Source organism: Bradyrhizobium sp. SZCCHNRI20481 (assembly GCF_032485055.1).
Lineage (GTDB): Bacteria > Pseudomonadota > Alphaproteobacteria > Rhizobiales > Xanthobacteraceae > Bradyrhizobium.
In genome coordinates, this window is the sequence record NZ_JAUEUE010000014.1 from 97,001 (window position 1) to 122,529 (window position 25,529).

Genomic DNA, 25,529 nt, shown 5'->3' on the forward strand with positions numbered 1-25,529 from the left:
CCGCCAGATCCGGTCTGGAGAGTGTGGATCTTGTCGCGACGACCTGTGGTCGCATCACATGCGGGCCACGCGATCGGGGCTACGTCCCGCGCCTCACCGCGAGCCGGTCAGCGGGGTGAGCAGACTGCCGTCGGGAGCGAACGCGGCGACGTGATCCGAGATGACGAACGAAGTAAGATCGCACCCGACGACAAGCGGGCCCTGATAGGCCGTGCGCGTGCGCGCGACCAGCGCATCCTCCGGCACGTCCTGGACCGGCTTCACGGTCGCAAACACGATGTGCGAGTAGACTGCGAGCTTCGGCTTCGCCTCGCTGAAGATCCTGCCGGCCTCCTCGGGCGAGGTGTGGTGGTCCTCGATGGCGCGGTAGTTCGGGTAGGATTTCAGCAGCTCCGGATCGATCACCGCGACCTCATGGATCAGAAGATCGGCCCCCTCCGCCGCCTTCTCCACCCGCGGATCGGGCTTGGTGTCTCCGGACAGCACGACCTTCTTGCCGTCGAACTCGACGACATAGCCGAGCGCCGGCTTGATCTTCTCGCCGTGATTGACCTCGATGGCGCTGACCCTGACGCCGTTACGCTCGTAGACGACGCCCGGCCCGATATCGGTCGCGGCGAAGGCGACGCCTTCGGGCGGATAGTGCTCGTCATCGATGCGGATGCGGATGTCCTCGGAGAAGGCTTTGCTGAGATTCTCCGTCATCGCCACTGTCCCCTTCGGTCCGAACACGACCATCGGCCCCTTGCGCGAGGCCCAGGGCGTGCCGATCCATCCGCTCAGCCACATGTCCGGCAGCCCCACCACGTGATCGGAATGCAGATGGGTGAGGAAATGCGCGGTGATGCTGCCGAGTGGGATGTTCTTCTGGAACAGGCGGATCGTGGAGCCGCGTCCGAGGTCGAACAGCAGCCGCTCCGGCCCGGCCTCGATCAGGGTGGAGGCGCTGAAGCTCGACAGGCGCGGCGTCGGCGTGCCCGTCCCGAGCAGGGTCACCTTCATCTCGGCCGCCGCGGCCGGCGACGATCCAACCGCTGCGCAGACCACGACTGCCACGGCTCCCAACCAACTCCGCATGAACGTCTCTCCCGTCTTCACTGGTGTCATTGGCGCGATGCCTCGCCTGCCCATTCTATCAGCTCGTCAAAGGCCGTGGCAGCGTGCTGCAGGAGCACAACGTAACGCTGAATTAACCGTGCAGGACTTAGTTTCAACACTGGATCATCCGGCACGCTAAGAGCCGGCTTTGAGTGGCGAAACATGGCGTTGCCGAACAAAAAACTCTCTCTTCCGGCCGCCGAGGAGCGCCGCCGTTTCCAGCGGGTCAAGGTCCACCTGCTCGGCCGCTACATGCTGCCGGACCGCCGTGAGTTTCCCTGCCAGGTGATCAACATGTCGCCGGGCGGCCTCGCGCTGCTCGCGCCGGGCATCGGCAATGTCGGCGACCGCGTGATCGCCTATCTCGACCATATCGGCCGCGTCGAAGGCAAGATCACCCGCATCATCGACAACGGCTTTGCGATGACGATCGGCGCCACCGCGCGCAAGCGCGACAAGCTCGCCGCGCAGCTGACCTGGCTCGCCAACCGCGACATCCTCAACCTGCCGGAGGATCGCCGCCACGACCGTATCATTCCGCGCAACCCGATCGCGGTGCTGACGCTCGAGGACGGCACCAAGATGACCTGCCGCATCATCGACATGTCGCTGTCGGGCGCGGCGATCGCGGCCGAGACCCGGCCGCCGCTGAAATCGCAGGTCATGCTCGGGCGCGTGCAGGCGCGCGTGGTGCGAAATCTCGAAGGCGGCTTCGCGATCGAGTTCCTGCACGCCCAGATCGCCGAAACGCTCGAAGACAGCGTTACCGCGCGGTAAAGCCGCAAGCCTCTGAAATCCCGCAACTTCACGGAGCACACGGCGTCCGCCACCGCGGGCGCCGTGTGGCGTTCGGCCAGCGCACAGGTGGTCCGGCGCGGTTAATGGCTGGCGGGCAAAGCGCGGCAGACCCTGCAACGGCAGCGGTTCCCGGCTTAATGCCGCGCATTCGATTCAACCCCGAACGATTCAAATTTTAGCTAAGTTCGATTCAAGTGAAAGTCGAATAAGCCCTTTGTTTTACTTGGATTTGCGTCAAATCCATCGTGGCGATTTAGCGGCAGCGAAAAATCTTTATGAGACACATGGTCCCAACGAAAACGGGGGGCCAAAAATGGTCAAGCGGACGGGACAGGCAAAAGGGTGGGCGGTCGCAGCCTTCCTGATGGCGATGGGCGGGATGGCGCATGCCGGCGATGACCGGGTGCTCTATGCGAGCCTTGGCGACACCGCACGGGCGCCGATCGGCTGGGTCGAGTTCTGCACCGAGACGCCCGAGGAATGCCGCGGCGGCGCGTCGCAGCCCCGCGACATCGTGCTGTCCCAGACCGCCTGGCGCGATCTGCTAAAGGTCAATCGCTGGGTCAACGAGAACGTCAAGCCCATCACCGACATGGACCATTGGGGCGTGGTCGAGAAATGGTCGCTGCCGACGGACGGCTACGGCGACTGCGAGGATTACGTGCTGCTGAAGCGCAAGCTGCTGATCGATGCCGGCTGGCCCCGCGAGGCGCTGCTGATCACGGTGGTGCGCGACAAGAAGGGTGAAGGACACGCCGTCCTCACCGTGAAGACCGACAAGGGCGAATACGTGCTCGACAATCAGAACGAGAGCGTCGTCGCCTGGACCGAGACCGGCTACCGCTTCGTCAAGCGGCAGTCGCAGGGCGATCCCAACGTCTGGGTCTCGCTCGGCGACGGTCGCCCGGCAGTGGCCACCGCCAGCGCAAGAGAACGCTAAGGCGTCCGCGAACGCTGATCAGAGAGGCGAGACACGAATTCGAGTTACGCGACCCGGTCACATCCCCACCCCTCCCCGTCCCAGACCGGTTCGCGCGCGGCCAGGCCTCCCCCAAGGCCTGGCCGCAACTTTTTTGAGCCAGCCGAAATTCACGAAAACCGCTTGAATTCCACGGCTTGGCAGCACCGTTCCGGTCCCGCTCGCCGGTCCACCCGTCACTTCGGCCGCTCGGGCCAGGCCCGACTGACCTGATCGCGCAGTTCCTCGAGCCCGCACGCGAGGCGCAAGTCCATCGGTATACTCGTTCTTTTTGAGGAACTGGCGGCCGCTGCAGCCCCGCCATACAATCCAAGATCAGTGATGTTCCACATCAACACGCGAAGATTGATTGCGCTGAGACTGTGGTGCTAGAGTGCTTCTCCTTTAGCGTGGGGCATTGCTATGGGGATGAACCTCGATGCCGTGATCTACTTGCAGCGGAACGGACATCTGACCGGCAGCAAAAACAGAATTCTCGATATCGGGCCGCAGACCATCTATTTCGCACGCGCCGAGCAGATCACGGAAATCGTCGAGCGCCTGGGACAGCCGCGTCCTGACGCAATAACCGTTGATCGGCTCGTCCACTTCTCGACGCCAAGAGCGGACGAGAGAACGACGATGCTTTCCGAGATCACGGATCTCGCAAACATCGAATATGAGGCGATCGATGTTTGTCCCGGGCTGAAGAACACCAACATCCTGGATCTCAACTTCGACGAACTCCCTTCGCAGCTCCGTGGCCATTTCGACGTGGTTCTCAACTTCGGCACCACCGAGCACATCGTCAATCAGTGGAACTGTTTCGAAGTGATGCATGACGCCATGAAGGTCGGCGGCGTGATCTACCATCAGCTGCCAGCGAGCGGCTATCTCGACCACGGATACTTCTGCTACACGCCGCTCTTCTTCCGGGAGCTTGCCCAGGCCAACGGCTACGAGATCGAGTGCCTCGCAGTCACCCATGCGGGCGAAAACCGGATCGACGCTCTCGGCATCACTTGTCTCGGCGGCGATACGATGTTGAATGAGCCGGCCCATCTCGCCGACAACAATCGCGTCCCCCAGCTCAATCTTCACGTCATCCTGCGGAAGACGATCGACCAGGCGTTCCGCCCCTCGCTCGAGATCGCTACGACCCACAGCCAACTGAGCGAAAGGATGCGAGCTCGCTACAGCGACCTCCTCCAGTTGCAGGATCGCATCGAGGCGCTTGAGTCGGAACTCGGCAGAACGGTGAGCCCCCGCCTTATCCGCTGGCTGCAGAAGAACTACGCTCTGCTGCGTGGGAGTGGGCGCGCGCCCGTCCGGCTGCCATAGCGAAAGGTGGCCTACCGTTTCTCGAATTGTGATGCCAGAGAAGCGTAGCTGGCATCAGTATCTGCCATCGGGCGCAGCCGCGCCTTCAATCGACCAGGCCGTGGCAAAGGCTGCGGCCAGGATCTCTCGCGCGTCGGGCACGATCGACTGTCACCGTGAATCTCTCGACGACGCCGTGCTGAGAGCAGGCCGAGATGCAAGCGTCCGCCGTTAGAGGCCAGCGGCGATCTCGACCGTCCTAGCTCCATCACCCGCCAGGAAGCACGGAGGCTTGAGCCGGCAATGGACCATTGTTCAAGCACGTCTGCGGCAGTCGGTCGAACGCGCGAACAAACTCCGACGAGAACCGCTTCGAGCTGTCAAATGACAGATGAGCCTCGTCGACGAAGGTGAGATCGTCGCCGGTATCAGCATCGATATACATCGCCCCGATCGTCTCGGCGAGTTGCTTGGTCGGATCCGGCTTTGGCCAGATTTCGGTCGTCGGCATCGGGACCAGAACGACACAGTCGGCAGGCATGCCAATTCGCTTCAAGAAGTTGTTTGCCTCGATCGCCGAGAGCGGCACATTGACCTGAAAGTCCCGCAACTGGCTCCGACGAACTCGCGGACGCTGGCGATCCGCCATCAGCACATCCCGCCAACGAAAATAGCCATCCACTGAGGATCTGAAGGCCGTCGGCGCCATTTCGCAGTCGACAAACCGTAAATTGCATAGGGCTGGCTGGGCCCACATCTCCCCCTTCTTGACCAGAGCCCGCCCGAGCTCCCATCCATCATGCAGCGCGGCCAGGGCGGGCTCGCTTACCCGATCGTTGAAATAGGGATCGACGCCAATCACCAGCACACGCGGACGCAGATGGTGCTTCACCGCAAGCGCAGAGAAGAACGTCTGCTGGTCTTCATAGCCGAATCCGAGATTAAACTGCCGTAGACCGCGTGCGGCAAAATACGACCGCACTTCGGCCGTGCTGAAAGCAAACATCGTGCGGCTCGACCCAGTAAAGACCACATCGGCTGCCTTCAGGTTGGCAAGCGCCCTGCGCTCGATCCCGAACCAAAACGCAGCATGCTCGAAGTCTCCAAATCGGCGCGCACTGCAGTAGCTGATGAACTGATCAGGCTCCGGCGCCGGCTTGCATCCCGCGATCGAGATCCCCCTGCCGCTATATGCGATCGGAGCCGCCAGGCAGCCCGATACAACGACCATGGCAATATAGATCAACAACCAAAGTTTGTGCCCATCACGCACGCACGCGCCCCCTGCCGGCCGGAACAACGGTTAGCAAATACCACATGGTTGGCCGTCACGCGCAAAAAAATCGACTTAAGATTGAATTCAGAGTCTGACGCAATCAATAACGGTATTTTTATACTTATCTAAGCCGAGTTTCCGACAAGCCGTGGTGAGCTGCCGGAACAAAAAAAGCCCCGCGGCGCGGGGGTCGCGGACTTCGTAGTTCGGCGTCTTGCCGTGGGTCGCGGACGGTGGGAGGCACGTCATCGCCTCGCGTAAGGCCGTCTCGATGCGCAACTTTTTTTGGCCTTGCTTTGACGATATGTCGCAGGCGGGGCGCGGCAATGGCCGGCCAACCTTGTTTTCCCTCGACCGTCGGGTTTAGGTTGTCGGCATGATGATGATCCTGCGAAGCGCGACCCTGCTGGCCGCGGCCTTGACCCTGGCGAACTGCTGCATGTCCGGCACCGGCTGCTCGGGACCGCTGGCCTCGGCCGGCGCCCCTGCAGCCACGCCGGCGATGGCCGCTGCGCCCGCCGTGATTGCCGCGCAGCCGACGAGCGCTGCGGCCGACTGGGACGGCCGTGTCGCCACCTCCGACGCCGACACCGAGATGGCGACGGAGCCGGACATCGGCACGCCGCGCAAAGGCGCCAAGCGCCGTGGCGACTCGCGGGTCGACGTGATGTCCGCGCAGTCGAGCTCCGGCTATCGGGGCCGGATGAGCTGGGAGGAGGAACAGGCGGCCGACCTCGCCGACGAGGCCCGCCTCAAGCAGAAGCTCACGATCTGCCGGAACTGCAGCGCAACGCAGTAAGCATCTGTCCCGCCGCATTTTTCGGCCGGTCGCGACCGCCGCACGGAACCGGCATGGTGCATGGCGCGGCGGCGCCCTTTCGGACTTGCAGGCCTCGCTTTTGTCGGATTTCCTAATCAAACCTTGACGACTTGGTTCGTCCGTCAGACGCTCGATTTGCGGGCTGGGCGAACAGCGTTCTCTGCTCGAGTTTTCGCCTCTCCCAGTTTTCGGGAGGAGCATCCGAAGCTTTTTCAATTTGGGTGGTTTCGTGATGAATCCGGTGACGCGCGACACCAGACGCTACCCCGAGAAGCTCAGCCCGAGCCCCGTCAAGGGCGCCCAGCCGATCGCGCTCGCAGCCGCGACGCTCGTGGTGCTGGTCGCGGGCATCGGCGGCATCATGTTGTGGCGTGCCCATGGGGGCGCGCCGGAAGCCGAGCGCGGCGCGGTGACGCGGCAATTGCAGGCGCGCACTGTGCAGGCGTCCGAGCAATTGGTGGAGAAGACCAAGGGCCTGGAAGCCACCCAGCAGGAATCGATCGATCAGCTGCAGATGATGCAGGAGCAGATGCAGAGCATGCGCCGCCTGCTCGCCGCCCAGCAGGCCGACACCAAGCGGCTCTCGGACCAGGTCTCGACCTTGAAGGACTCCATCGACGGCCTGCGCCAGTCCTTCGCCAGCACCCAGAGCTCGGAGCAGGCCGCGCCGGCCCCGCGCAACCGCAGCATCCGCACCCGCGCCCATGCCAGCCGCAGCGGCCATCGGCATCGCCGCAACCGGTCCTGATATGGCCGGTCCTGACACCTGCTCGTAGAATTTCCCGCCGAATTTTCCCGGGCCCCTGTGAAGTGCTTCACAGATTGAAACCGGGAGTCACGCCATCCTGCCTTCACCGGATGGCGAGCCAATTTCAGGATGGCACAGGGCCAATTTCAATATCCGGGGCTGGCAAGGTCGTTGGCGCCATACTGCGCCGACGGCCTTGTTCTTTGTGGGATCGCGTTCGACCGCCCGGAACGGACCCGACTGCCGCGGCTCTCCGGCTGGTGACTTGCTTTTCCCAGTCAATTCTCGGCTCAATGCGCCCGTAAGACGCAGAGGAGCCCCCATGTCCGCCGATCCAGCACTGACCTCCGATGTCATCGGGCTGACCACGGTCGCCCCCTTCTCACGCCGCGGCTTCATGACCGCGTCCGCTGCCGTGACGGCCGGCTACACGCTGGCTGCCGGCCCGGTGCGGGCCGAGGTCATCACCACCGACAGCAATGGCCTGAATGCCGGAGATGCGAAGATCAAGGTCGGCGACCGCGACATGCCGGCCTATTTCGCCCGCCCCGCCAGCGCCAGCAACCCGCCCGTCGTGCTGGTCGCGATGGAGATCTTCGGCCTGCATCAGTACATCAAGGACGTGACCCGCCGTCTCGCCAAGCTCGGCGCGTTGGCCGTGGCGCCGGACTACTACTTCCGCAGCGGGACCGACCTCACCAAGATCACCGAGATCAAGGACCTGCTGCCGATCGTGAATGCCAAGCCCGACGCGGAGCTGACGTCGGACCTCGACGCGACCGTGGCCTGGGCCAAGTCGCAGGGCGGCGACACCTCGCGCCTCGGCATCGTCGGCTTCTGCCGCGGCGGCCGCAACGTGTGGGAATATGCGGCGCATAGTTCGGCGCTGAAGGCGGGCGTCGCGTTCTACGGCCCGCTGATCGATCCGCCCAATCCGGCCTGGCCGAAGAGCCCGACGCAGCTTGCACCCGAGATGAAGGCGCCCGTCCTCGGCCTCTACGGCGAAGCCGACACCGGCATTCCCGTCGCCAGCGTCGAAGCCATGAAGGCCGCGCTCGCCGACAACAAGAAGACCGCTGAGTTCAAGATCTATCCCGGCGCGCCGCACGGCTTCCACGCCGACTATCGCCCCAGCTATCGCAAGGACGCCGCCGAGGACGGCTGGGTGCAGATGCAGGCGTGGTTCAAGAAATATGGCGTGCTGAGCTGACGGCCGCCCGCCCGGGCGAGCGAACCGGGTAAGACTGCCCCCGCGAGACGTCCCGCATGTCGCTTGCGCTCATGCGGGCTCCGGGCTGTCGGCGGTTAGCGCAGGCGATGATCGTCGCGACGGATCTTCGCCAGCTGCCTGCCGCCCTGCTCGAGCTCCCAGGCCATCCAGACCAGCGCTGCGCCCAGGCCGACGACGACGCCCATGAAGACCAACGTGAGTTCAGGGGATGTGAGTGTGTTCATCATGCCTGGATCCCATGCAAGCGTTGCGCCAGCTACTTCTCCGTTGTGCGCCGCCGATCGGAGCGCCAACAAAAGGTGACGAGATGTCGTTAAGGCGAAGTGACCGGATCGGCCGGTCACCTCGCCCAAGCTTCATTCACACACCTCGACGTTCCGATAGCGCCAGCCGTGCGCCGTGCGCACGCGCTTGCGGGCGACGTAGCAGCCGCCGAGATCTTCGTAGGTGTACGGGTAGTAGTAAGGATAGCCTCCGTAACCGTAGTAGCCGGGATAGCCGAAGCCGAACCCGATTCCGAAGCCTGGACCAAAGCCATGATGATAACCGAATCCGTGATGGAAACCGCCGCCATGAAAGCCGCCCGGCCCGCGCGCCGATGCCATGCCGGGCACCATCGCCGCCGCGATCACGGCACCCGCCAGCAATCCCATCAATCTCTTGCGCATCGATCCGTCTCCAAATTCAACCGGCATGACAATGTCATTGCACTCGGTACTCTCAGCCGGATGTCTCTAAGCCGAATTTGGAACGGCGCGGGGGCAACCCCGCTCACATCTGCGCGATCTCGATGTCGTTGCGTGACGTCCGGAGCCGCGGGCAATATTCAGCAACCGCGGCAGATGCTCTTGACCTTCCGGTCGACCGTCTTGTTCTCCTGCTGAATCTGCTCATCGGTCGCATCACCGGCGTGGTTCGGTCCCGTTGCCGCGGTGCCTCCCGCCGCTCCACGACCCGTGCCGGTCGTGACGCCGGAATTGCTCGACCCCGCCCCGCTCGCGCCGGAACCGGACGACTGCGCCGTGCCGAGGCTGTTAGTCCCGTTGGTGCCTGCCGCCCCCGGTTGCGACAGCCGCGAGGGATTGTTGCCGCTTCCGGCTTCGTTCTGCGCGTTGCCGAGACCGGCGGCGTTCCCTGATCCCGCGGCGATACCGGTCGTGCCGGTGCCGGCGGCCCCCGCACCCGGCGCGCCGCCGCCAGCGCCTCCTCCACCGCCCGCACCGCCTTGCGCGAACACCGCTGTGGCCGTGCTGAGGCCTGCAATCACGATCAAAGTGCCCAACGAAGATCTGGCCATGTGACCGTCTCCCTTTACGCTTCAACCCGACCGGGCGGACCGCGTTCCGGAACGAATGTTGATCGGAGAGGATTGATGGGCGAGGAGACCGAGGAGCCGTGCGCAAGCTGATCGCCTTCGACGAGGACACGTTCGGCAAGCTCAAGCAGCTGGGCCGCGATCAGATGCTGAGTCTGCAGGATCTCGCCGACGAGGCGTTCATGGACCTGTTGGAAAAGCACGGCGTACCGGCGGATCTGAAGGACGCGCTGCGCAAGAGCGCTGCGGAGGATGGCGATGGCACAGGCAAGCCTGCGCGCAAACGGAAAAGCGAGACCGACGACAAGTCCAGAAACCAGTCGAAGCGCAAACCGAAGCAGAGAAGCAGGGCATCAGCATGAGCACCGACCCCGATCCTTTCGAGCAGGGCGAGCGCGCCGCGCGCGAGGCCGAGGCCAATCCCTATCACGACGGCAGCGAGCAGCATGCGCTGTGGGCGAGCGGCCACGAGCGTGTCGCCAGCGCAGCCGAAGCTGGCGAGTCCGAAGGGACGTGAGGGATCTCCGATAGCCCGACAGTTCGATCGGCGGCGAGGTCAGCCGATCTTCTTCAGGCCCTTGGTATAGCGCGGTCCCTTGGCGACATAGGCCTTGGCCGCGATACCCATGCGCTCGACCTGCGCCGGCTCCAGCGTGCGCACGACACGCGCGGGCGCGCCGATGATCAGCGAGTATTCCGGAAAATCCTTGCCCTCGGTGATGATGGCGCCGGCGCCGACGACGCTGCCGCGGCGGATGTGCGCGCCATTCATGATGATCGAGCCCATGCCGATCAGGGCGTCGTCCTCGACCGTGCAGCCGTGCAGGATGACATTGTGGCCGACCGTGACGTTGCGGCCGACGCGCAGCGGAAAGCCGGGATCGACGTGGCAGGTGGCGTTGTCCTGGATGTTGGAGCCTTCGCCGATCTCGATCGAGTCATTGTCGCCGCGGATCACCGCGCCGAACCAGACGGTGACCTCCTTGGCGAGCTTCACCCGGCCGATCACGGTGGCATTGTCGGCGATGTAGTAGTTGCCGTCCGCCGGCAGCTCGGGCGCCTGCCCGTCGAGTTCGTAGATGGCCATCGAGGTCTCCCGTTCGCAGGTGACCTTGGCACAGCCGCCAGAGCGATTTCAAGCAACCGCGGCGGCGGCGCCCGGCACGGGAACTAGGTCAGCACGCCCGCGGCGCGCAGCGTCATCACCACGAAGGTGCCGGACATCATGCTCCAGAAGCCGGCGATCACGGTCGCCAGCATCACGAACTCGAAGCGGCGGCGCTCGATGCGCGCGCCGCGTAGCGTGTTGCGCATGATGATGAAGGGCGCGGCGAACACCAGGAACGGCACCGCGGCGAACCGCCGGGGCGTGACGCCCTCCTGCAGCAGCTCAAAGCCCGGCGGACGTTCGGCATACGCCTGATAGCCGCTCGCCAGGGCACCGGCCAAGGCGAAACCGATGAGGAGCGAGAACAGGGAATTGAACGCCTCTGCCGACATCGTACGCACTCACACACTTGCAGAACTGCCCGATGCTGGTTTGGCAAAAAGCGCTCGCGCCCGCCACATTATCCTTAAGGAACGGTTAACGGCGGCCGCAGCCGGTGCGCGGCTCCCTGCAGGTAAGTTTCTGCAGAATGCCGCATCGCCGTGGCATAGTCGCCGCTGATTCGGCTTTGAGATCCCTGCCCGCCATGACGATGTTTTCGGTCCGCAGTGCCCGCCCTTCGAACGGACATGGCCATGCCGTGCCGATCATCCTGGGCTGCGTGCTGGCGGCGGCGGCGATCGCCCTCGTTGCCTACCTGCTCTGGCCGACCTGGCGCGCCAGCACCTTCAAGGGGCCCGAGCGCCTGCCGGTCAGCATCGGCAGCACCGTGTTCAACGTGCCGGCGGCCGCCATCCGGGTGAAGATTCAGCGCCACACCGGCCCGCAGGAGCGCGTCGATCTCGGCTTCGAATATCCCTCGCTCACGCCGCCCGAGGCGCCGCATCACGTCAGCGCCGACCAGATCGATCAGGCGCCGCACCCGATCGATCGCATCTTCGTCTCGATATCGGCGCATCACGACGCGATGTCGCCCGAGACGCGACTGAAGACAATCTATCCGCGCTACCTCAATCCAGTTGCCGTGTCGGTGCAGGACGGGCTGAGCATGCGAAGCTTCCGCGCGGGCACACCGTACGACGTGGAGGATCTGTTCACGGCCGAGCAGCCTTTGCTGGTCGCCCGCTGCACGCGTGACGCCACCACGCCCGGCATGTGCCTCAGCGAACGCCGCGTCGAGGGCGCGGATCTGATCTTCCGGTTTCCGCGCAGCTGGCTGTCACAGTGGCAGGACGTCGCCGCCGCGATGGAGCGGCTGACGGCGCAGATGCATGCGACGAAGTAGTCAGTAGTCAGTCGTAGCCCGGATGAGCGCAGCGATATCCGGGGTCTTTCGCCCAGCGCGTGTGAACCCGCATGTCGCTTGCGCTCATGCGGGCTACGCGCTCTAGGACTTACTCCACCAGATCGTCTTCCAGGATCGCCATCTGGAACTGGAACGAGCGATCGTCGTCCTCGTCGTCGACGAACAGCACGCCGATGAACTCCTCGCCGATATAGACTTCGGCGGAGTCCTCCTTCTTCGGCCGCGGCACTACACGGATCTTGGGATTGCCGAACACGCGCTTCAGATACGCGTCGAGCTTCCTGACTTCCTGAACGTCCACGGTGATCTCCAATCGACAGCGAGGTTTGCGGATGATGCGGACGTTGCAGCGCGAACGTCCGTGTCCTTGTGATTTCGACATTGTGATTTCGACATTCCGGCCCACCGATCGAGGCAAGACGAGCCGGCGATGTCGAACGACCTGAAAGGGACGCCGTGGATCTCACATTCACTCCGCCAAGACGAACGGCGGATCGTCAAATCCACAGACGCCGATGTGTTGGCACGAATTTCCCTGGATGAGAAGGTCTTGACTTCGCTGTCGCCGACGCGCTCGCGGCTCAGATCCCGATCGCGTTGATCATCTGATCCATGGTGCGCGACGGCTCCGCACAACCGGCCTCGCCGACGATCTTCGCCGGCACGCCTGCGACGGTGACGTTGTTCGGTACCGGCTTCACGACGACGGAGCCAGCAGCGATGCGCGCGCAATGACCGACTTCGATGTTGCCGAGCACCTTGGCGCCGGCGCCGATCAGCACGCCATGACGAATCTTGGGATGCCGGTCCTCGTTCTCCTTGCCGGTGCCGCCGAGCGTCACGCCATGCAGAATCGAGACGTTGTCCTCGATGATGGCCGTCTCGCCGCAGACGAAGCCGGTGGCGTGATCGAGGAAGATGCCGCGGCCGATGCGCGCCGCCGGATTGATGTCGGTCTGGAACACGGCCGAGGAGCGGCTCTGCAGATAGAACGCGAAATCCTTGCGACTCTTGCGATACAGCCAATGCGCCAGCCGGTGCGTCTGCAGCGCGTGAAAGCCCTTGAAGTAGAGCAACGGATCGATGAAGCGCGAGGTGGCGGGATCGCGATCGTAGACGGCGACGAGATCGGCGCGAAACGCATGGCCGAGGTCCGGCTCGTCGCGCAGCGCGTCGTCGAAGGTCTGGCGGATCAGGTCGCCCGACAGCGCGGAATGATCGAGACGATCGGCAACCCGGTGCACGACCGAATCCTCGAGCCGGCCGTGGTGCAGAACGGTTGAATAGATGAAGGTCGCGAGTTCAGGCTCGCGGCGCACGATCTCTTCTGCCTCGTGGCGGATCCGATCCCAGATCGGATCAAGCGTCGCCAGCTTGCTGCCCTGCTGCGGATTGGTCTGGTGCATAGCCATGGCTGCTTCTCGCAGTTTCAGTGGGCGGGCCTTATAGCACGGCGCTGGGAACGATGTCCTCCGCGGGCTGCGCGAGGCCGGCGATCCATCCCAGCCAGCCCGCCTCCCAGAGAACACGGGATTGAGACATTTCCGTTACGCCCCGCCGGTGACGTCCCGGTTGCGCCGCCATGCCGTTCGGCACCGCGTCGGCTCAAGGTGGGCAGCCGGAACCCGAAATCAAGACGATCGTGGCGGAAGAAGCGGCGGACACCGTGGCTGCGGCAAAAGGAACCACCCGGGCACAGAAGGCCGACCATTCCCCCGTTCAATCCCGGGATCGGCTTTACCATCCATCGCTCTGCGTCTACTAGTGAATATCGCCCTGACCATATTGCGGCCATGGTGCTCCTGATCGGGGGGACACGGGTATCAGTAACACTCAGATCCTGGACGAACGCACGACCGAGGCCGGATCGGCCTGGCTCCCCGTCATCGTCATCCCGCTCTTCCTGGTCGCGCCGGCGCTGTGGAACGGCTACCCGCTGCTGCAGTGGGACACCGGGGGCTATCTCGCGCGCTGGTACGAAGGCTATCTGGTGCCGAGCCGCTCGACCGTGTTCGGGCTCTATCTGCATTGGGGCGAGGGCTCGAGCTTCTGGCTCAATCTCGGTCTGCAGGCGCTGGCAACGCTCTGGATCCTGCAGCTCACCTTGCGCGTGTTGGGATTGGCCCAGCCGCTGCGCCTGCTCTGGATCGGCCTGCTGTTGGTCCTGACCACCGCCCTGCCCTGGCTCGCCAGCATGCTGCTGACCGACATCTTCGCCGGGCTGTCGGTGCTGGCGTTGTACATCATGGTCACGCAGGCACGCCGGACCTCCCTGCTGGAGAAATGCGCGCTGTTCGGCTTCGTGGCCTTCGCCTCCGCCACCCACAGCGCCACGCTCGGCGTCCTGTTCGGCCTGTGCTGCGTCGGCTGGATCGCCTATCCCCGGCTGCGCCGGCAGATCGCGCTCTCGGGCCTCGTCCAGGCCAGCATGACCATCGTCGCGGGGGCGGCGATGCTGCTCGCGGCCAACTTTGCCCTGTCCGGCCAGCTGGCGTGGACGCCGGGCGGCACCGGCGTCGCCTTCGGCCGCATGCTCCAGGACGGTATCGTGGCGCAATATCTGAAGGACCATTGCGCCCGCCAGAAGCTGAAGCTCTGCCCCTATCGCAACGAGCTGCCGCCCACCGCCGACGACTTCCTGTGGGGCAACAGCATGTTCAACAAGCTCGGCCGCTTCGAGGGCATGAACGACGAGATGGGCTTCATCGTGAAGCAGTCGCTCACGGCCTACCCGCTGTGGCAGGCCAAGGCCGCCGCGGTCGCCACGGCCGAGCAGTTGATGCATGTGGCGACCGGTGAAGGCACCAGCGGCTGGGTGCCGCACACCTATGGCATCATCGAGCGCTACATCCCCTCGCAGGTCCGGGAGATGCGTGCGGCGCACCAGCAGCATTGGGAGATCAATTTCGCCGTCGTGAACTGGCTGCACGTGCCGGTCGCGCTGGGCTCGATGCTCGCGGCAGCAGCGATCGCCGCTCACGCGATCTGGCGGCGGCGGCGCGACGACGTCGCCCTGCTCGCCAGCACTGTGACGCTCGCGCTGCTCGGCAACGCCGTGATCTGCGGCGTGATCTCCGGCCCGCACGACCGCTATGGCGCGCGGCTGGTGTGGATCGCCACCTTCACGGCGCTGATCGCAGCCGCGCGCTGGTTCGGCGGCGAGCGTGCGGACGTGCCGACGGCATGAGGGCCCCGTAGCCCGCATCAGCGGCAGCCGAAGCCGCGAGGCATCGGCGAAAGCGAGATGCGGGTTCAAACGCGCTGCGCCGGAGACCCCGGAGGCGCTGCGCTCGCCCGGGCTTCCGCGTTCAGCGCCGCGCCAGGAAATCCACCACGCCGGCCTTGTAGACCTTGTCGCCGACCGCGCGCATGTGGTCGCGGTTGGGAATGTCGAGCACCTCTGCGCCCGGGATGAGCGCACCGAGCGCGGGCCCCGAGCCCGACACTTCGTCCGTCGTGCCGACCGCGACCAGCACCGGCACCGCGATGCGGCCCGCCTCCTCCCGCGAGATCAGGCCGCGCGAGCCGCGCATGCAGGCGGCCAGCGCCAGGCGGTCCGAGCGGGTCTGGTCGGCGAAGGCGCGGAAGGTGCGGCCGACGGGATCGGTCACGTCGTCGATCGACGGCGCCTCGAGTGCCGAGGCGACGTTCTCGCCGGGGCCGCCGCCCTCGATCATCGCCATGCCGATGCCGCCGAAGATCGCCGAGCGCAGGCGTTGTGGCGTGCTCAAGGCAATATGCGCGGCGATGCGGCCGCCGAGCGAGTAGCCCATAACGTCGGCGCTGGCGAGGCCGAGATGATCCATCAGCGCCGTGACGTCGCTCGCCATCTCCGCGATCGAATACAGCGCGGGATCATACAGCTTGGCCGAATCGCCATGGCCGCGATTGTCGAGCGCGATCACGCGGCGGCCGTCCTTGCGCAATTCGGAGATCCAGGACGGATAGACCCAGTTGACGGTCTTGGTCGAGGCGAAGCCGTGGACGAGCACGATCGGATCGCCCTCCCCCTCATCGATGAAGGCGATTTCAACAGCGCCGTTGTGAAAGCTCGGCATCGGTCGCGGATCCCGGAATGTGCAAGTATTGATCTTGAGCCGCAGTCTAGCCGCAGGGCGCGGCCGCGACCAGTTCGGGACGGACCGCAGCGGCCTGCATCTGGCGCAGGCGGCGCCGCTTGCTCCGGTCGAGCCAGGCCTGGGTGGCCCGCTCGGCCATCGCCTTGAGCGACGCGACGAAGCTGAGCAGCGTCATCAACGCGCCGAACAGCCACAGCGCGAGATTGAATGCGCCCGCGGTCAGCAGCAGCGCGCCGCGACCGAGCAGCTTCAGGATCGCGCGGGTCTGCCCGCCCTTGGCCTCGGCCAGGCGGGCCGCACGGGCAATGTCCTTCGGCCCTTCGGCGAGCTTGAGCGAATCGAGCGCGCCACGCGTGCCGGCCTTTTCGGTGATGCGGCCGACATCCTTGGCGAGCCGCACCAGCGCGCCGGCCTTCTCGGCGCGGAACGCAGCCCGGATCGCGGTCGCGGTCTGGCCCGGCCGCAGCACCGAGCCCGAGGCCACCGCCTGCTGCAACAGCGGCGCATCGACAACCTCGCGCGCCGAGCGCCCGGCCCAGGCGGCGAGCCCCTCGCCGAGCCGGCCGACTTTCCGCGCGTCCTTGACCAGGGTGAGGCCCGCCCGCACCGGCGCGGCAGTCCCGACCGAGGCATAGGTCGCGGCCGTGACGGCAAGGCCCGCAGTCGCGAGACCCAGCACCAGCCGGTCGGTCTCCTCGCCCATCACCAGATGCTTGCCCTCGCGCACCGCGTCGCGGATGTCGCCGAACACGAAGAGGTCGCCGGCCACGGTGCCGGACAGGCTCGCGACGTCATCGGCCTGTCCGGTGACGAGCCCGCTGGCGAAGCGCTTGGCGACACTCCCCGGCGCCTTCTCGGCGGCCACGGCATCGCTCACCCGCTGGATCAGCGCCTCGTCGAGCGCAACGCGATGATCCTGTGCGAGCGCGACGAAACTCTCGGCGAGATCGGTATCGCCCGCCGCGAGCGCATCCTCGATGTTGCGAGCAATCCGCGCCGGATCGTTCTGCAGAACGGACGCAATCTGAAGCTCCGACAGCCTCGCCGGGTCATCCTGTGCCACGATGATGGCTCCGGCCCCATAGGCGTGCGGCCATATCGCAGCGCCGACCGCGGCGCTGACGGCAAGCCCGGCCAGCGCCAGACTGATTCCCAGCTTGATTCGCTTCGAGATCACGCCGCCTTCACGTTTTCGCGGGGACGATGCCGAAAGACATAGGATGTCCCGTGCCTGACACAACGGCCCCGACGAAAGAAGGGCTTCTCGGCGGGCCTGAGTTTGTGTCGAATCCACAGGCCACAACATAACGGCGTGCGTTGCACCAAACGCGGGTTCCCAACACTAGGAATTGGCCTTAAGGCTCAGTATGGTCGCGCCGTTTTCGACGCGTGCGGCCCTGCGACCTCAGTCCCGTCCTGCTCCGTCGTGCTGACCGCATACGCTCCCGTTGCCACGCGAGGTGATACCGATGGCCGATAACATCGTCCCGCATTTCCACAATGATGCCGGTGTCCCCGTCATCGAGATCGGCTCGCATGAGTTCATGTGCGTGGGCGCCAATCCGCCGTTCGATCATCCGCACGTGTTCCTCGATCTCGGCAACGACAAGGAAATCATCTGCCCGTACTGCTCGACGCTGTACCGCTATGCGCCGGACCTCGCCGCGGGCGAAGCGCGGCCGCCGGAATGCGTATTGAAGGACGTTGCCTGATCGGCGTGTCGTGGCATCGCGTACCGTCTATGTGGCGGGAGCCGGGATTGGCGGCCTGACGGCTGCGCTCGCGCTCGCCACCAAGGGCTTCCGCGTCGTCGTGCTGGAGAAGGCCGAACGGCTCGAGGAAGTCGGCGCCGGCCTGCAGCTGTCGCCCAATGCCAGCCGCATCCTGCTCGATCTCGGCCTGGGGCCGCGGCTGACCGCGCGCGCCGTGGTGCCCGACGCCGTCAGCATCATGAGCGCGCGGGCCGGCGGCGAGATCGCCCGCCTGCCGCTCGGCGAGGCCGCGAGCCAGGCGGCTGGCGCGCCTTATTGGGTCATCCACCGCGCCGACCTGCAGGCGGCGCTGGCCGCGGAGGTGATGGCGCATCCGGACGTCGAGCTGCGGCTCGGTTGCCAGTTCGAGGACGTCGCCGCCCACGCCAAGGGCCTGACCGTCGTGCATCGCCGCGGCAATGAGCGCCGCCAGGACGTGGCGCTGGCGCTGATCGGCGCCGACGGCGTGTGGTCGGCGGTCCGGCACCATCTGTTTCCGCAAGTCCGCGCCGCGTTTTCCGGCCTGATCGCCTGGCGCGGCACGCTCGACGCCCGGCAATTGCCACGCGAATTGACCGCAGCACGGGTGCAGCTGTGGATGGGTCCCGAGGCCCATCTCGTCGCCTATCCAATTTCTGCCGGCCGGCAGGTCAACGTGGTCGCGGTGGTGCCGGGGACCTGGAACCGGCCGGGCTGGAGCACGGAGGGTGATCCGAGCGAGCTGAAGGCGGCGTTCGCCCCACCGCGCTGGCCTGCGACGGCGCGCCTGCTGCTCAACGCGGTCGACGGCTGGCGCAAATGGGCGCTGTTCGGCGTCCCCGAAGGCATCGAATGGACCGACGGCAGCGTCGCGCTGCTGGGCGATGCCGCGCATGCCATGCTGCCCTTTGCGGCGCAAGGCGCGGGAATGGCGATCGAGGATGCGGTGGTGCTCGCCAAGAGCCTGAGCGAGGCACGCCCGGACGGTCCCGGCGCGATCCCGGCTGCGCTCAAACGCTACGCCAAGCTGCGCCGTCCGCGCGTCGGCCAGGTGCAGCGCACCGCGCGCAATCAGGGCCGCCTCTATCACATGACCGGGCCGCTGGCGCTGGCCCGCGACCTCAGCATCAAGGCGCTCGGCCCGCAGCGCCTGTCGGCGCGGCAGAGCTGGATCTACGACTGGCGGCTATAGATTGCCGCTGCGGCTGCGGTCAGTAGACCGAGCCGTCGCGCGGCAAGATCGATGGTGCGCCGGAATTGCTCGAGGCCATCGGCCGCGCATTGCGCGCCGGCTTGACCGGCTTGCCACCCTTCGCGGCCACCGGCGCCGGCGGCGTTTCCACGCATTTGTTGCGGCGCCAGGCCTCTTCGGCGAATTGCGACTGGCCCCTGATGGCGACATAATCGTTGCGATACGCGACCTCGGCGACGATGGCGCCGCCGGCTCCGGTCTCCGCCTTGGCCATCAGGCCCTGCAGCTCGGCCGCGCGCGCCGCGAGCGCCTTGCGCTCGGCTTCGAGCTGCTTGCAGTCGTAGAGATCGTATTTGGCGGGATCCGCGAAGGCCGTCGACACGCTGTCGCTCATGCCTGCGCAGCCTGAGAGCAGCCCACCCAACACGAACAGTCCCGCGGCCAGCGCGAGGCGACGGGAACGAAGGCGATCGGTGGTCATGCAGCCTCGATCATGCGGCGGCCTCGAGACGTCGACGCAATTGTGGGCCGATCGGCCGCGAACGGCGGCAGTGTTCGCCTCTGCGATGGTCTTCGGATTCGTCACGCTCACCTCGCCCAGCGACCGGTCCGCAAGGCATGCGGATCCGAATCGTTTTCTCGTGATGGGTCCGTGCCTTACAACGGCCGCTTCGTCCATGTCTTGCACCACGTGATCCCAGACTTGGCAAAGCGCTTCAACGCGAAGGCATCTCAAAGCAGCTGGTGACGGCCGGATTGAGGCTTTACCAAGGCGCTCTCGCTGGCTTAAGCAGAGGATGAGCTTCAGAACCAAAGTGCAACCTCGTCCGGCCTCGCCGGATGGTGCGCCAGGTCTCTGAAATCAAAGCGCGGACGTGGCGGAATCGGTAGACGCAAGGGACTTAAAATCCCTCGATGGCAACGTCGTGTGGGTTCGAGTCCCACCGTCCGCACCAACGCTATGCGCGCCTTCCTTGACCGCCCTGCCCGGCTCAGTTCAACGCCGCCAGCCGCTCGAGCTCAGCGAGATCGGTGACCTCCAGCCTGCCCTCCGAGATCGTCAGGATCTTGCGATCGCGAAACAGCGCCAGCACGCGGCTGACATGGACCGATGTCAGGCCGACGGCGTCGGCGATGTGCTGCTGCTTCAAGGGAAACGGATAGCGGTGATTCTGCATCACGCCGTTCGCCGCGACGCGCCGCATCAGGCTGAGCAGCAGATGCGCGATCCGACGCTCGGCCGGACGCTGGCCGAGAACGGTGATGAGCTCGTAGGAGGCCCGGCCGTTGTCGCCGAGAGAGCGGAACACCTCCATCATGACCAGCTCGTCGGCACGACACTGCTTGCGGACCTCCTCGCCATCGAGCCGGCTGACCTGGACCTGGGTCAATGCCTTGGCCGAGAAGCTCATGCCTTTGGCGAAGATCGCCGCCGGCGAGAAGATGTCGCCCGGCAGCAGGAAGCGCAGGATCTGGCGGCCGCCATCCGACAGCTGGATGTAACGGAATGCCCAGCCGGTGCAGAGCACGAGCACTTCGTCGCGCGCCTCGCTCTGGCATTTGATCTGCTGGCCCGCCCGGACGGTGAAGAACTGCTGATGGAGCCGTGGCAGCGCCGACTGCTCCCCGCAAGCATTGAACAGCGCGGCACAGAATCCGGAATTGAGGTGAGTGCAGGAGACGCAGCGGGCGGCTAGATCGGGGTCTGATCGCAGCATCAAGGGGGGTGCTTGTGTCCAATCTGTCCGCCGAGCCGGCTTCGTCGCGCGGCCGTCGGCACGCAGCGGCGGCCGCTCCGAGTGAGCGGATGCCGAAGCCTCCGGCATGCCTGACAGCTAAGATGGAACCGGTCCGCAGCGATATAACTTGGATTAATGACGTGGCTGAAAGTCGCGCATTCGTCCGCCCCAGCGGCCTTCACGGCGCGATCAGTCGTTTGGACGCGGATCTCACGCCCAAGCAATGATCGACGCGGCTGGCGCCTACGCCGCCTGCGCTCGTGCCATCAGCTCCGCCATGGTGGTGGACTTGAAGCTCGGCCGCCCCTCCAGCCGGTCGATCCAGGCGACGAGATTGGAATGGCCGGCGGTCAGCTCCGTTCATTCCGGCATCAACGACAGGACGCTCGCCTGCGGCGCGGCCTGCAGATCCGCCAGTGACAGATGGTCGCCGACCATGAACGGCTGCTCGCCGAGCAGCCGCGACAACTCCGCGATGACGGCTCTCGCCTGCGGCATCGCGCGTGCGATCGCGGCTTCGTTGGTGGTCGTGCCGAAGAATTGCGGGCCGACGATGCGCTGGAAAATGATGACGTTGCACACGCCCTGGAACAGGTACCAGTCGCTGATGTTCATCACCTGGTCCATACGCGCGGCCGGATTGACTTCCTCGTCGACGCGCAGCAGGTTACAACCTTTGCGGGACGAATTGTACTAGCCAAATGCATCGAGTGGTTTTCCATTCGTTCGGGACGTGGGACCGGGGGGCCTCACCTTGCGCACAATTTTGCTTGCTACTGCCTCGGGATTGATTGTTTTTGCATGCGCCGCCAGTAGCTGCGTGCAGGTCCCGCGCCGGGATGGGATCGCTGCCGTGGACGTCAATGCTGTCGTCAAACGGATTAAGTGCGACCTTAACAGGGCTGTTCTGGATAAGGCGTACTCACTCTTCCCGGAAGAAAAGCTACCCGAACGGCGGCAGCCCTTCCTCTTTTTACGCTCGTGGGCTGCCAAGATTCGACTGACGGTCGCCATTGACGATAGCTTCCAGATCAATCCGGGAGCCTCGTACACGCAGCCACTCCGCACCGTGAACAATGTCGCCCAAACCTTCACGATCGGCGCGGGAGGTGGTTTGACGACGCAAGCGATCAGGCAGGAGGACGTAGAGTTTCTTATGTCGTTCAGGGATCTCGATGCGGAGAACGACAGCGGACGTCTGAAAACCGGGCTCTACGACTTCTGTCGTCCCGATCCTGGATTGCTGCTCGAGAGCGATCTGGGTTTAGACCGTCTCATTGACGCGGCTCTCAAGCCGGTCGAGACCGGCGTTTTGAGACCGGGCAACAATTTTGGACCGGGCGCATCGCCGCCGCCTGCCATTCCCAAACTGGACCTCCCGACAATCGTTGCCGAACGGCGAAAGGTCGATCCGAAGGCCATACCTGAGGATTCCATACGAACCATTGCGGGCCAGTCCGAAAAGATGAGGCAATTTTCAACTCAGCTCATTCAGAAATTCAACATTCCTGAACTGGCGGATAAGACCACCAAGGAGCTGACGGAGGCACCGTCGCCGAAGAATGAAAGCGCGGAACGGATCAAACAGATTCTTGCGAACTCGGCCGAAGCGACCCGCATCGAGACGAAGACACAGGCCATCATAAACAATGTGGTGAAGCCTCGTTACAGTATTGCGCAGGGAGCGCTCGACGGATCGTGCCTAAAGCCGGTCGCTGAAGCGCAGTTTGAGGCCATTGCACAATCAGCCAACGTTTCGACGTTCGTTATCAACATCGACAAGGCGGCCGAACTCACTTCTGATCATCCGAGCGCAGCGCCTCCATCTAAAGCGGACGAGGAAAGATTGAAGGAAGCCGCGGAGCAATCCGCGGCTGATCTCAAGAAATTGATTGAGGCCCGCGACAAGGTCATCGTCGCCACGAATACGATGAGAGACGCCATGCTCACCTGTTTGGTTGAGACGAAGAAGATACAGGAGGAAAAGAAGAGAGAAGGCCCGGCGGTCTTCGATCCGGTGTCAACCATAAGTGAAACAGTCAATTTCTATATAACGCTGACGGGAAGCGTCACACCGACCTGGAAATTGGTGCGGGTGACGGCACCCACCTCGGGAAATTTCCTCTCAGGCACGCGCAAGGATACAAATACTCTGATACTAAGTATGGGTCGACCGACACCTGGATCCAGCGCCGGACCTACGTCCGCCATCGACCAACAAATTCTCTATTCGATACTCGGACAGGCGATCCCAGCATCGAGGCCGTAGCGCCATTTCTCACGCGCCAGCTTACCATCGCGACGCAGAGTGTCGTTAATAGCCCTCGATGGCCAGCGTCGTAGCGATCGCGCCAATAGATGAACCGGGTGCGGGGTCGCCTTCACCTCACCGAAAACCCGTTCTGGCGTGCTCCTATTGCGTCTCAAACCCATTGCACTCGACGTCACTCCTTTGGAATGACTTTGACCTCTTTCAGTAAACTTTGCAGTTTGCCTTGTCCGCCGAGCCAACAAATATCTGCAATGTCTTTTCGGGGTCCGCGTACGTTCGCAAGATCGAATTCTCGCCATCGATACCGGCCGTGGCGCTCAGCTTGCTCTTCGTCAAATCTGGATATCCGACTGTCCTCGCTGCGTACTTGTCCAACTCTTCTCCACACCTTACGCGCGGATTGTTGAGAGCAAGCTGCACCAGTCCAATGCGCTTCTGCAGCGCATCGCCAAACGGCGAGACATATTGCGCATCCCATATCGGGAAGGATTCGAGATGCTCCATGAAGACCCCTTACGGAAACTCCGATATCGTCGCTGAGCTGTCGATCAAGGCCCTCCTTATTGGCGCCACGAAACCAAGGGGGAACGAACTCTTCAACAGGCTGCCCCCGGAACCTCTCCCCCGGCCACATCACCGCGCGTGCGCGGCGACAATCAAGGTGAGAACTCCGCGACGATGAGGATGAGAGAGCCGACCTGGCGAAAGAGAAAGAGCAGTCCTGCAGCCTCGTTCAGGAGGCCGATACGGCTCGGCTTTGTCCCGAACAGGACAGCGGACTCGGATCAGCGGCGCGATACAAGCTGACGCCCGCCTGATCCGACGTGAACGCAACGTCGCTCCATCAGTGATCTGATCTGCAGTGATCTGATCTACGACTCCGGCGTGGGGCAAGCCCTGCTCGCCGATGACGGCGCGACCGGCGGCTTGTTCCGCGGCGGCAGGCCCGCTCGGCTGGTCGCACCTAAACGACCTGCGGAGGCTACGCCGCCTGCGCTCGCGCCGTCAGCTCCGCCATGGTGGTGGATCTGAAGCTCGGCCGCGTCTCCAGCCGGTCGATCCAGGCGACGAGGTTGGGGTGGCCGGCGGTCAGCTCCGCCCATTCCGGCGTCAACGACAGAAAGCTCGCCTGCGGCGCGGCCTGCAGATCCGCCAGTGACAGATGGTCGCCGACCATGAACGGCTGCTCGCCGAGCAGCCGCGACAACTCGGCGATGACGGCTCTCGCCTGCGGCATCGCGCGTGCGATCGCGGCTTCGTCGGTGGTCGTGCCGAAGAATTGCGGGCCGACGATGCGCTGGAAGATGATGACGTTGCAGACGCCCTGGAACAGGTACCAGTCGCTGATGTTCATCACCTGGTCCATACGCGCGGCCTGCCTGACGTCCGCGGGCGTCAGGGCCGGCTCGGGCAGCATGCGGTCGAGATAGCGCAGGATCGCCTGGGTCTCGTACAACACGAAGCCGTCATGCTTGAGCACCGGCACGCGCCCGAAGGGATGACGCGCCAGATGCGCCGCTCCCTTGGAGTCCCCCGGCGCCAGCGCGGCGAGCCGATACGGCGCGCCTTTCTCCTCCAGCGCGATCAGCACGCTGCGCCCGAACGGGCTTCCCGGCACGGAATGGACCACGAACTCGGACATCACGGTCTCCCCACTCTTATGATGATTTGCTCACGATGACGTCGGCGGCCGCTCGGCCTCGGCCACGAAACGCTGCAGCAGCCCCTGCCAGCCGCCGTCGACGTCCCGCCGCATCGATGCGCCGGCCTCGCTGCCCATGGTTTCGAACTTGTGGTGCAACAGCTCGACGCGGGTCACGTCCGCGCCTTCGACGACGAATTGCACATCGACCTCCGAGCGCATCGCCGCGTCCGGCTTCCACTGCGCATCGATCTGCCACAGCATGACGAAGCGATGCGGCGGCTCCCATAGCGTGATGGTCGCGACCGTGGTCGCCGTGCCGTCCTCAGCGATCTCGAGCCAGCGACCGCCGAGCTTCGGCTCCAGCAGCACCCTCTCGATCGGCTTGCGGCCGACCCCATGCGTATGCGGCCACCAGCGCGTCAGGCCGCGCGTGAAAACGTCGAACGCATGGTCGATCGGCGCCCGGACATGGACGAGCTTCCGAACCGGCGCGATCACGGCACCCTCACTCATCGATCCTCCCTTTCGTCTGCCGGAGCGTGCGCTCCGCCTCGATCTTGAAGGCGAGCAGTGCGTCGTCCCAGAAGCTGTCGAGCCAGTCGCGGAGCTCGGCCAGCCCCTCACGGCGCAACGAGTAGATGCGCCGCACGCCTTCGCTGCGCTCCTCGACCAGCCCGGCATCCTTCAGCACCTTCAGATGCTGCGATACTGCCGGCCGCGACACCGGCATCCCGGCCGCAATCGCATGGACCGGGCGCGGCCCGCCGCGCAGCCGCTCGAGCACTTCCCGCCGCGTCGGGTCCGCCAACACGTTCAGCGCCGTTCCGTAAGCCATAGCTTACTGTAAGCTGCAACTTACATAATGGTCAAGGGCGGCAGGTCGGGGAACGCGAG

The 25,529-nt window shown here is 64.7% G+C and carries 32 protein-coding genes and 1 tRNA gene; 15 read left to right on the forward strand and 18 right to left on the reverse strand.

Annotation, left to right across the window (positions count from 1 at the left end):
- Nucleotides 1-93 precede the first annotated feature (93 nt).
- On the reverse strand, nt 94-1,077 hold the full coding sequence (locus QX132_RS22840; RefSeq protein WP_316162961.1) for an MBL fold metallo-hydrolase: 984 nt from the start codon (nt 1,075-1,077) through the stop codon (nt 94-96).
- A 183-nt stretch (nt 1,078-1,260) separates the two neighbouring features.
- Between QX132_RS22840 and QX132_RS22845 the strand changes: the two genes are divergently transcribed.
- The 3 genes from QX132_RS22845 (at nt 1,261) to QX132_RS22855 (ending at nt 4,195) form a co-directional block, all read left to right on the forward strand.
- Nucleotides 1,261-1,875: a PilZ domain-containing protein gene (locus tag QX132_RS22845; protein WP_315737497.1), complete on the forward strand. Its 615-nt coding sequence runs from the start codon at nt 1,261-1,263 to the stop codon at nt 1,873-1,875.
- Nucleotides 1,876-2,209: 334 nt separating this feature from the next.
- Nucleotides 2,210-2,836 (forward strand): transglutaminase-like cysteine peptidase, encoded by a 627-nt coding sequence (locus QX132_RS22850; protein ID WP_315737496.1) that lies wholly within the window; start codon nt 2,210-2,212, stop codon nt 2,834-2,836.
- A 447-nt stretch (nt 2,837-3,283) separates the two neighbouring features.
- The gene (locus tag QX132_RS22855; protein WP_315776692.1) at nt 3,284-4,195 is read left to right on the forward strand and encodes a methyltransferase domain-containing protein; all 912 of its coding nucleotides are present in this window, start codon (nt 3,284-3,286) and stop codon (nt 4,193-4,195) included.
- 247 nt (nt 4,196-4,442) lie between these two features.
- On the opposite strand, the gene QX132_RS22860 is transcribed toward QX132_RS22855, so the two are convergent.
- Nucleotides 4,443-5,423 (reverse strand): hypothetical protein, encoded by a 981-nt coding sequence (locus QX132_RS22860; protein WP_316162962.1) that lies wholly within the window; start codon nt 5,421-5,423, stop codon nt 4,443-4,445.
- Between the two features lie 403 nt (nt 5,424-5,826).
- Here QX132_RS22860 and QX132_RS22865 point away from each other — a divergent pair, with 403 nt between their 5' ends.
- The 3 genes from QX132_RS22865 to QX132_RS22875 all read left to right on the forward strand — a co-directional run bounded on the left by QX132_RS22865 (nt 5,827) and on the right by QX132_RS22875 (nt 8,228).
- Complete coding sequence (locus QX132_RS22865) at nt 5,827-6,249, forward strand: hypothetical protein (RefSeq protein ID WP_315776694.1); 423 nt, start codon at nt 5,827-5,829, stop codon at nt 6,247-6,249.
- A gap of 253 nt (nt 6,250-6,502) precedes the next feature.
- Nucleotides 6,503-7,018: a hypothetical protein gene (locus QX132_RS22870; protein WP_315754017.1), complete on the forward strand. Its 516-nt coding sequence runs from the start codon at nt 6,503-6,505 to the stop codon at nt 7,016-7,018.
- 397 nt (nt 7,019-7,415) lie between these two features.
- Nucleotides 7,416-8,228 carry a dienelactone hydrolase family protein gene (locus QX132_RS22875; RefSeq protein ID WP_410052883.1) on the forward strand — a complete coding sequence of 271 codons (813 nt, stop codon included), beginning with the start codon at nt 7,416-7,418 and terminating at the stop codon, nt 8,226-8,228.
- A gap of 95 nt (nt 8,229-8,323) precedes the next feature.
- Here the strand turns inward: QX132_RS22875 and QX132_RS22880 are convergent, their stop codons facing one another.
- From QX132_RS22880 to QX132_RS22890, 3 genes are all read right to left on the reverse strand, one after another.
- Nucleotides 8,324-8,476, reverse strand: a complete 153-nt coding sequence (locus QX132_RS22880) for a hypothetical protein (RefSeq protein ID WP_315737739.1) — start codon at nt 8,474-8,476, stop codon at nt 8,324-8,326.
- Between the two features lie 129 nt (nt 8,477-8,605).
- A complete protein-coding gene (locus QX132_RS22885; RefSeq protein ID WP_315754014.1) occupies nt 8,606-8,917 on the reverse strand; it encodes a hypothetical protein in 312 nt (103 codons plus the stop codon).
- Nucleotides 8,918-9,075: 158 nt separating this feature from the next.
- Nucleotides 9,076-9,546, reverse strand: a complete 471-nt coding sequence (locus tag QX132_RS22890) for a hypothetical protein (protein ID WP_316162964.1) — start codon at nt 9,544-9,546, stop codon at nt 9,076-9,078.
- Nucleotides 9,547-9,644: 98 nt separating this feature from the next.
- Here QX132_RS22890 and QX132_RS22895 point away from each other — a divergent pair, with 98 nt between their 5' ends.
- Both QX132_RS22895 and QX132_RS22900 read left to right on the forward strand, forming a co-directional pair.
- Nucleotides 9,645-9,926, forward strand: coding sequence for a hypothetical protein (locus tag QX132_RS22895; protein WP_316162965.1), 282 nt, complete (start codon nt 9,645-9,647; stop codon nt 9,924-9,926).
- Nucleotides 9,923-10,081, forward strand: coding sequence for a hypothetical protein (locus QX132_RS22900; protein ID WP_316162966.1), 159 nt, complete (start codon nt 9,923-9,925; stop codon nt 10,079-10,081). The genes QX132_RS22895 and QX132_RS22900 overlap by 4 nt, the downstream gene beginning before the upstream one ends.
- A gap of 39 nt (nt 10,082-10,120) precedes the next feature.
- On the opposite strand, the gene QX132_RS22905 is transcribed toward QX132_RS22900, so the two are convergent.
- Together QX132_RS22905 and QX132_RS22910 are read right to left on the reverse strand one after the other, a co-directional pair.
- Nucleotides 10,121-10,651 carry a gamma carbonic anhydrase family protein gene (locus QX132_RS22905; protein ID WP_315737487.1) on the reverse strand — a complete coding sequence of 177 codons (531 nt, stop codon included), beginning with the start codon at nt 10,649-10,651 and terminating at the stop codon, nt 10,121-10,123.
- Between the two features lie 83 nt (nt 10,652-10,734).
- Nucleotides 10,735-11,064 carry a DUF6949 family protein gene (locus tag QX132_RS22910; RefSeq protein ID WP_172115419.1) on the reverse strand — a complete coding sequence of 110 codons (330 nt, stop codon included), beginning with the start codon at nt 11,062-11,064 and terminating at the stop codon, nt 10,735-10,737.
- A gap of 194 nt (nt 11,065-11,258) precedes the next feature.
- On the opposite strand from QX132_RS22910, the gene QX132_RS22915 reads away from it, so the two are divergent.
- Nucleotides 11,259-11,957 (forward strand): hypothetical protein, encoded by a 699-nt coding sequence (locus tag QX132_RS22915; protein WP_316162967.1) that lies wholly within the window; start codon nt 11,259-11,261, stop codon nt 11,955-11,957.
- 109 nt (nt 11,958-12,066) lie between these two features.
- Here the strand turns inward: QX132_RS22915 and QX132_RS22920 are convergent, their stop codons facing one another.
- On the reverse strand, nt 12,067-12,279 hold the full coding sequence (locus QX132_RS22920) for a DUF3126 family protein (protein ID WP_006611186.1): 213 nt from the start codon (nt 12,277-12,279) through the stop codon (nt 12,067-12,069).
- A 280-nt stretch (nt 12,280-12,559) separates the two neighbouring features.
- The gene (gene cysE / locus QX132_RS22925) at nt 12,560-13,390 is read right to left on the reverse strand and encodes a serine O-acetyltransferase (protein ID WP_315737485.1); all 831 of its coding nucleotides are present in this window, start codon (nt 13,388-13,390) and stop codon (nt 12,560-12,562) included.
- A gap of 170 nt (nt 13,391-13,560) precedes the next feature.
- Here cysE and QX132_RS22930 point away from each other — a divergent pair, with 170 nt between their 5' ends.
- Both QX132_RS22930 and QX132_RS22935 read left to right on the forward strand, forming a co-directional pair.
- Nucleotides 13,561-13,743: a hypothetical protein gene (locus QX132_RS22930; RefSeq protein ID WP_315811538.1), complete on the forward strand. Its 183-nt coding sequence runs from the start codon at nt 13,561-13,563 to the stop codon at nt 13,741-13,743.
- A gap of 225 nt (nt 13,744-13,968) precedes the next feature.
- Nucleotides 13,969-15,165 carry a hypothetical protein gene (locus QX132_RS22935; RefSeq protein ID WP_316162968.1) on the forward strand — a complete coding sequence of 399 codons (1,197 nt, stop codon included), beginning with the start codon at nt 13,969-13,971 and terminating at the stop codon, nt 15,163-15,165.
- Nucleotides 15,166-15,286: 121 nt separating this feature from the next.
- Here the strand turns inward: QX132_RS22935 and QX132_RS22940 are convergent, their stop codons facing one another.
- Both QX132_RS22940 and QX132_RS22945 read right to left on the reverse strand, forming a co-directional pair.
- Nucleotides 15,287-16,036 carry an alpha/beta hydrolase gene (locus tag QX132_RS22940; protein WP_315737482.1) on the reverse strand — a complete coding sequence of 250 codons (750 nt, stop codon included), beginning with the start codon at nt 16,034-16,036 and terminating at the stop codon, nt 15,287-15,289.
- Nucleotides 16,037-16,082: 46 nt separating this feature from the next.
- Nucleotides 16,083-17,234 (reverse strand): hypothetical protein, encoded by a 1,152-nt coding sequence (locus QX132_RS22945; protein WP_410052881.1) that lies wholly within the window; start codon nt 17,232-17,234, stop codon nt 16,083-16,085.
- A 292-nt stretch (nt 17,235-17,526) separates the two neighbouring features.
- Here QX132_RS22945 and QX132_RS22950 point away from each other — a divergent pair, with 292 nt between their 5' ends.
- Both QX132_RS22950 and QX132_RS22955 read left to right on the forward strand, forming a co-directional pair.
- Nucleotides 17,527-17,769 (forward strand): zinc-finger domain-containing protein, encoded by a 243-nt coding sequence (locus tag QX132_RS22950; protein WP_006611181.1) that lies wholly within the window; start codon nt 17,527-17,529, stop codon nt 17,767-17,769.
- A 10-nt stretch (nt 17,770-17,779) separates the two neighbouring features.
- Complete coding sequence (locus QX132_RS22955; protein ID WP_315737481.1) at nt 17,780-18,979, forward strand: FAD-dependent monooxygenase; 1,200 nt, start codon at nt 17,780-17,782, stop codon at nt 18,977-18,979.
- Between the two features lie 19 nt (nt 18,980-18,998).
- On the opposite strand, the gene QX132_RS22960 is transcribed toward QX132_RS22955, so the two are convergent.
- On the reverse strand, nt 18,999-19,460 hold the full coding sequence (locus QX132_RS22960) for a hypothetical protein (RefSeq protein ID WP_315737480.1): 462 nt from the start codon (nt 19,458-19,460) through the stop codon (nt 18,999-19,001).
- A gap of 388 nt (nt 19,461-19,848) precedes the next feature.
- Between QX132_RS22960 and QX132_RS22965 the strand changes: the two genes are divergently transcribed.
- Nucleotides 19,849-19,935: transfer RNA gene (locus tag QX132_RS22965), tRNA-Leu, on the forward strand.
- A gap of 36 nt (nt 19,936-19,971) precedes the next feature.
- Here the strand turns inward: QX132_RS22965 and QX132_RS22970 are convergent.
- Both QX132_RS22970 and QX132_RS22975 read right to left on the reverse strand, forming a co-directional pair.
- Nucleotides 19,972-20,697: a Crp/Fnr family transcriptional regulator gene (locus tag QX132_RS22970; RefSeq protein WP_315798728.1), complete on the reverse strand. Its 726-nt coding sequence runs from the start codon at nt 20,695-20,697 to the stop codon at nt 19,972-19,974.
- A gap of 381 nt (nt 20,698-21,078) precedes the next feature.
- Nucleotides 21,079-21,333, reverse strand: coding sequence for a glutathione S-transferase domain-containing protein (locus QX132_RS22975; protein WP_316162969.1), 255 nt, complete (start codon nt 21,331-21,333; stop codon nt 21,079-21,081).
- 238 nt (nt 21,334-21,571) lie between these two features.
- Between QX132_RS22975 and QX132_RS22980 the strand changes: the two genes are divergently transcribed.
- Nucleotides 21,572-22,987, forward strand: coding sequence for a hypothetical protein (locus QX132_RS22980; RefSeq protein ID WP_315776704.1), 1,416 nt, complete (start codon nt 21,572-21,574; stop codon nt 22,985-22,987).
- Nucleotides 22,988-23,191: 204 nt separating this feature from the next.
- On the opposite strand, the gene QX132_RS22985 is transcribed toward QX132_RS22980, so the two are convergent.
- The 4 genes from QX132_RS22985 to QX132_RS23000 form a co-directional block, all read right to left on the reverse strand.
- Complete coding sequence (locus tag QX132_RS22985) at nt 23,192-23,494, reverse strand: hypothetical protein (RefSeq protein WP_316162970.1); 303 nt, start codon at nt 23,492-23,494, stop codon at nt 23,192-23,194.
- 478 nt (nt 23,495-23,972) lie between these two features.
- Nucleotides 23,973-24,632: a glutathione S-transferase family protein gene (locus QX132_RS22990; protein WP_316162971.1), complete on the reverse strand. Its 660-nt coding sequence runs from the start codon at nt 24,630-24,632 to the stop codon at nt 23,973-23,975.
- Between the two features lie 30 nt (nt 24,633-24,662).
- Nucleotides 24,663-25,148 (reverse strand): SRPBCC family protein, encoded by a 486-nt coding sequence (locus tag QX132_RS22995; RefSeq protein ID WP_316162972.1) that lies wholly within the window; start codon nt 25,146-25,148, stop codon nt 24,663-24,665.
- Nucleotides 25,141-25,470 (reverse strand): metalloregulator ArsR/SmtB family transcription factor, encoded by a 330-nt coding sequence (locus tag QX132_RS23000; RefSeq protein ID WP_316162973.1) that lies wholly within the window; start codon nt 25,468-25,470, stop codon nt 25,141-25,143. The genes QX132_RS22995 and QX132_RS23000 overlap by 8 nt, the downstream gene beginning before the upstream one ends.
- Nucleotides 25,471-25,529: the final 59 nt, after the last annotated feature.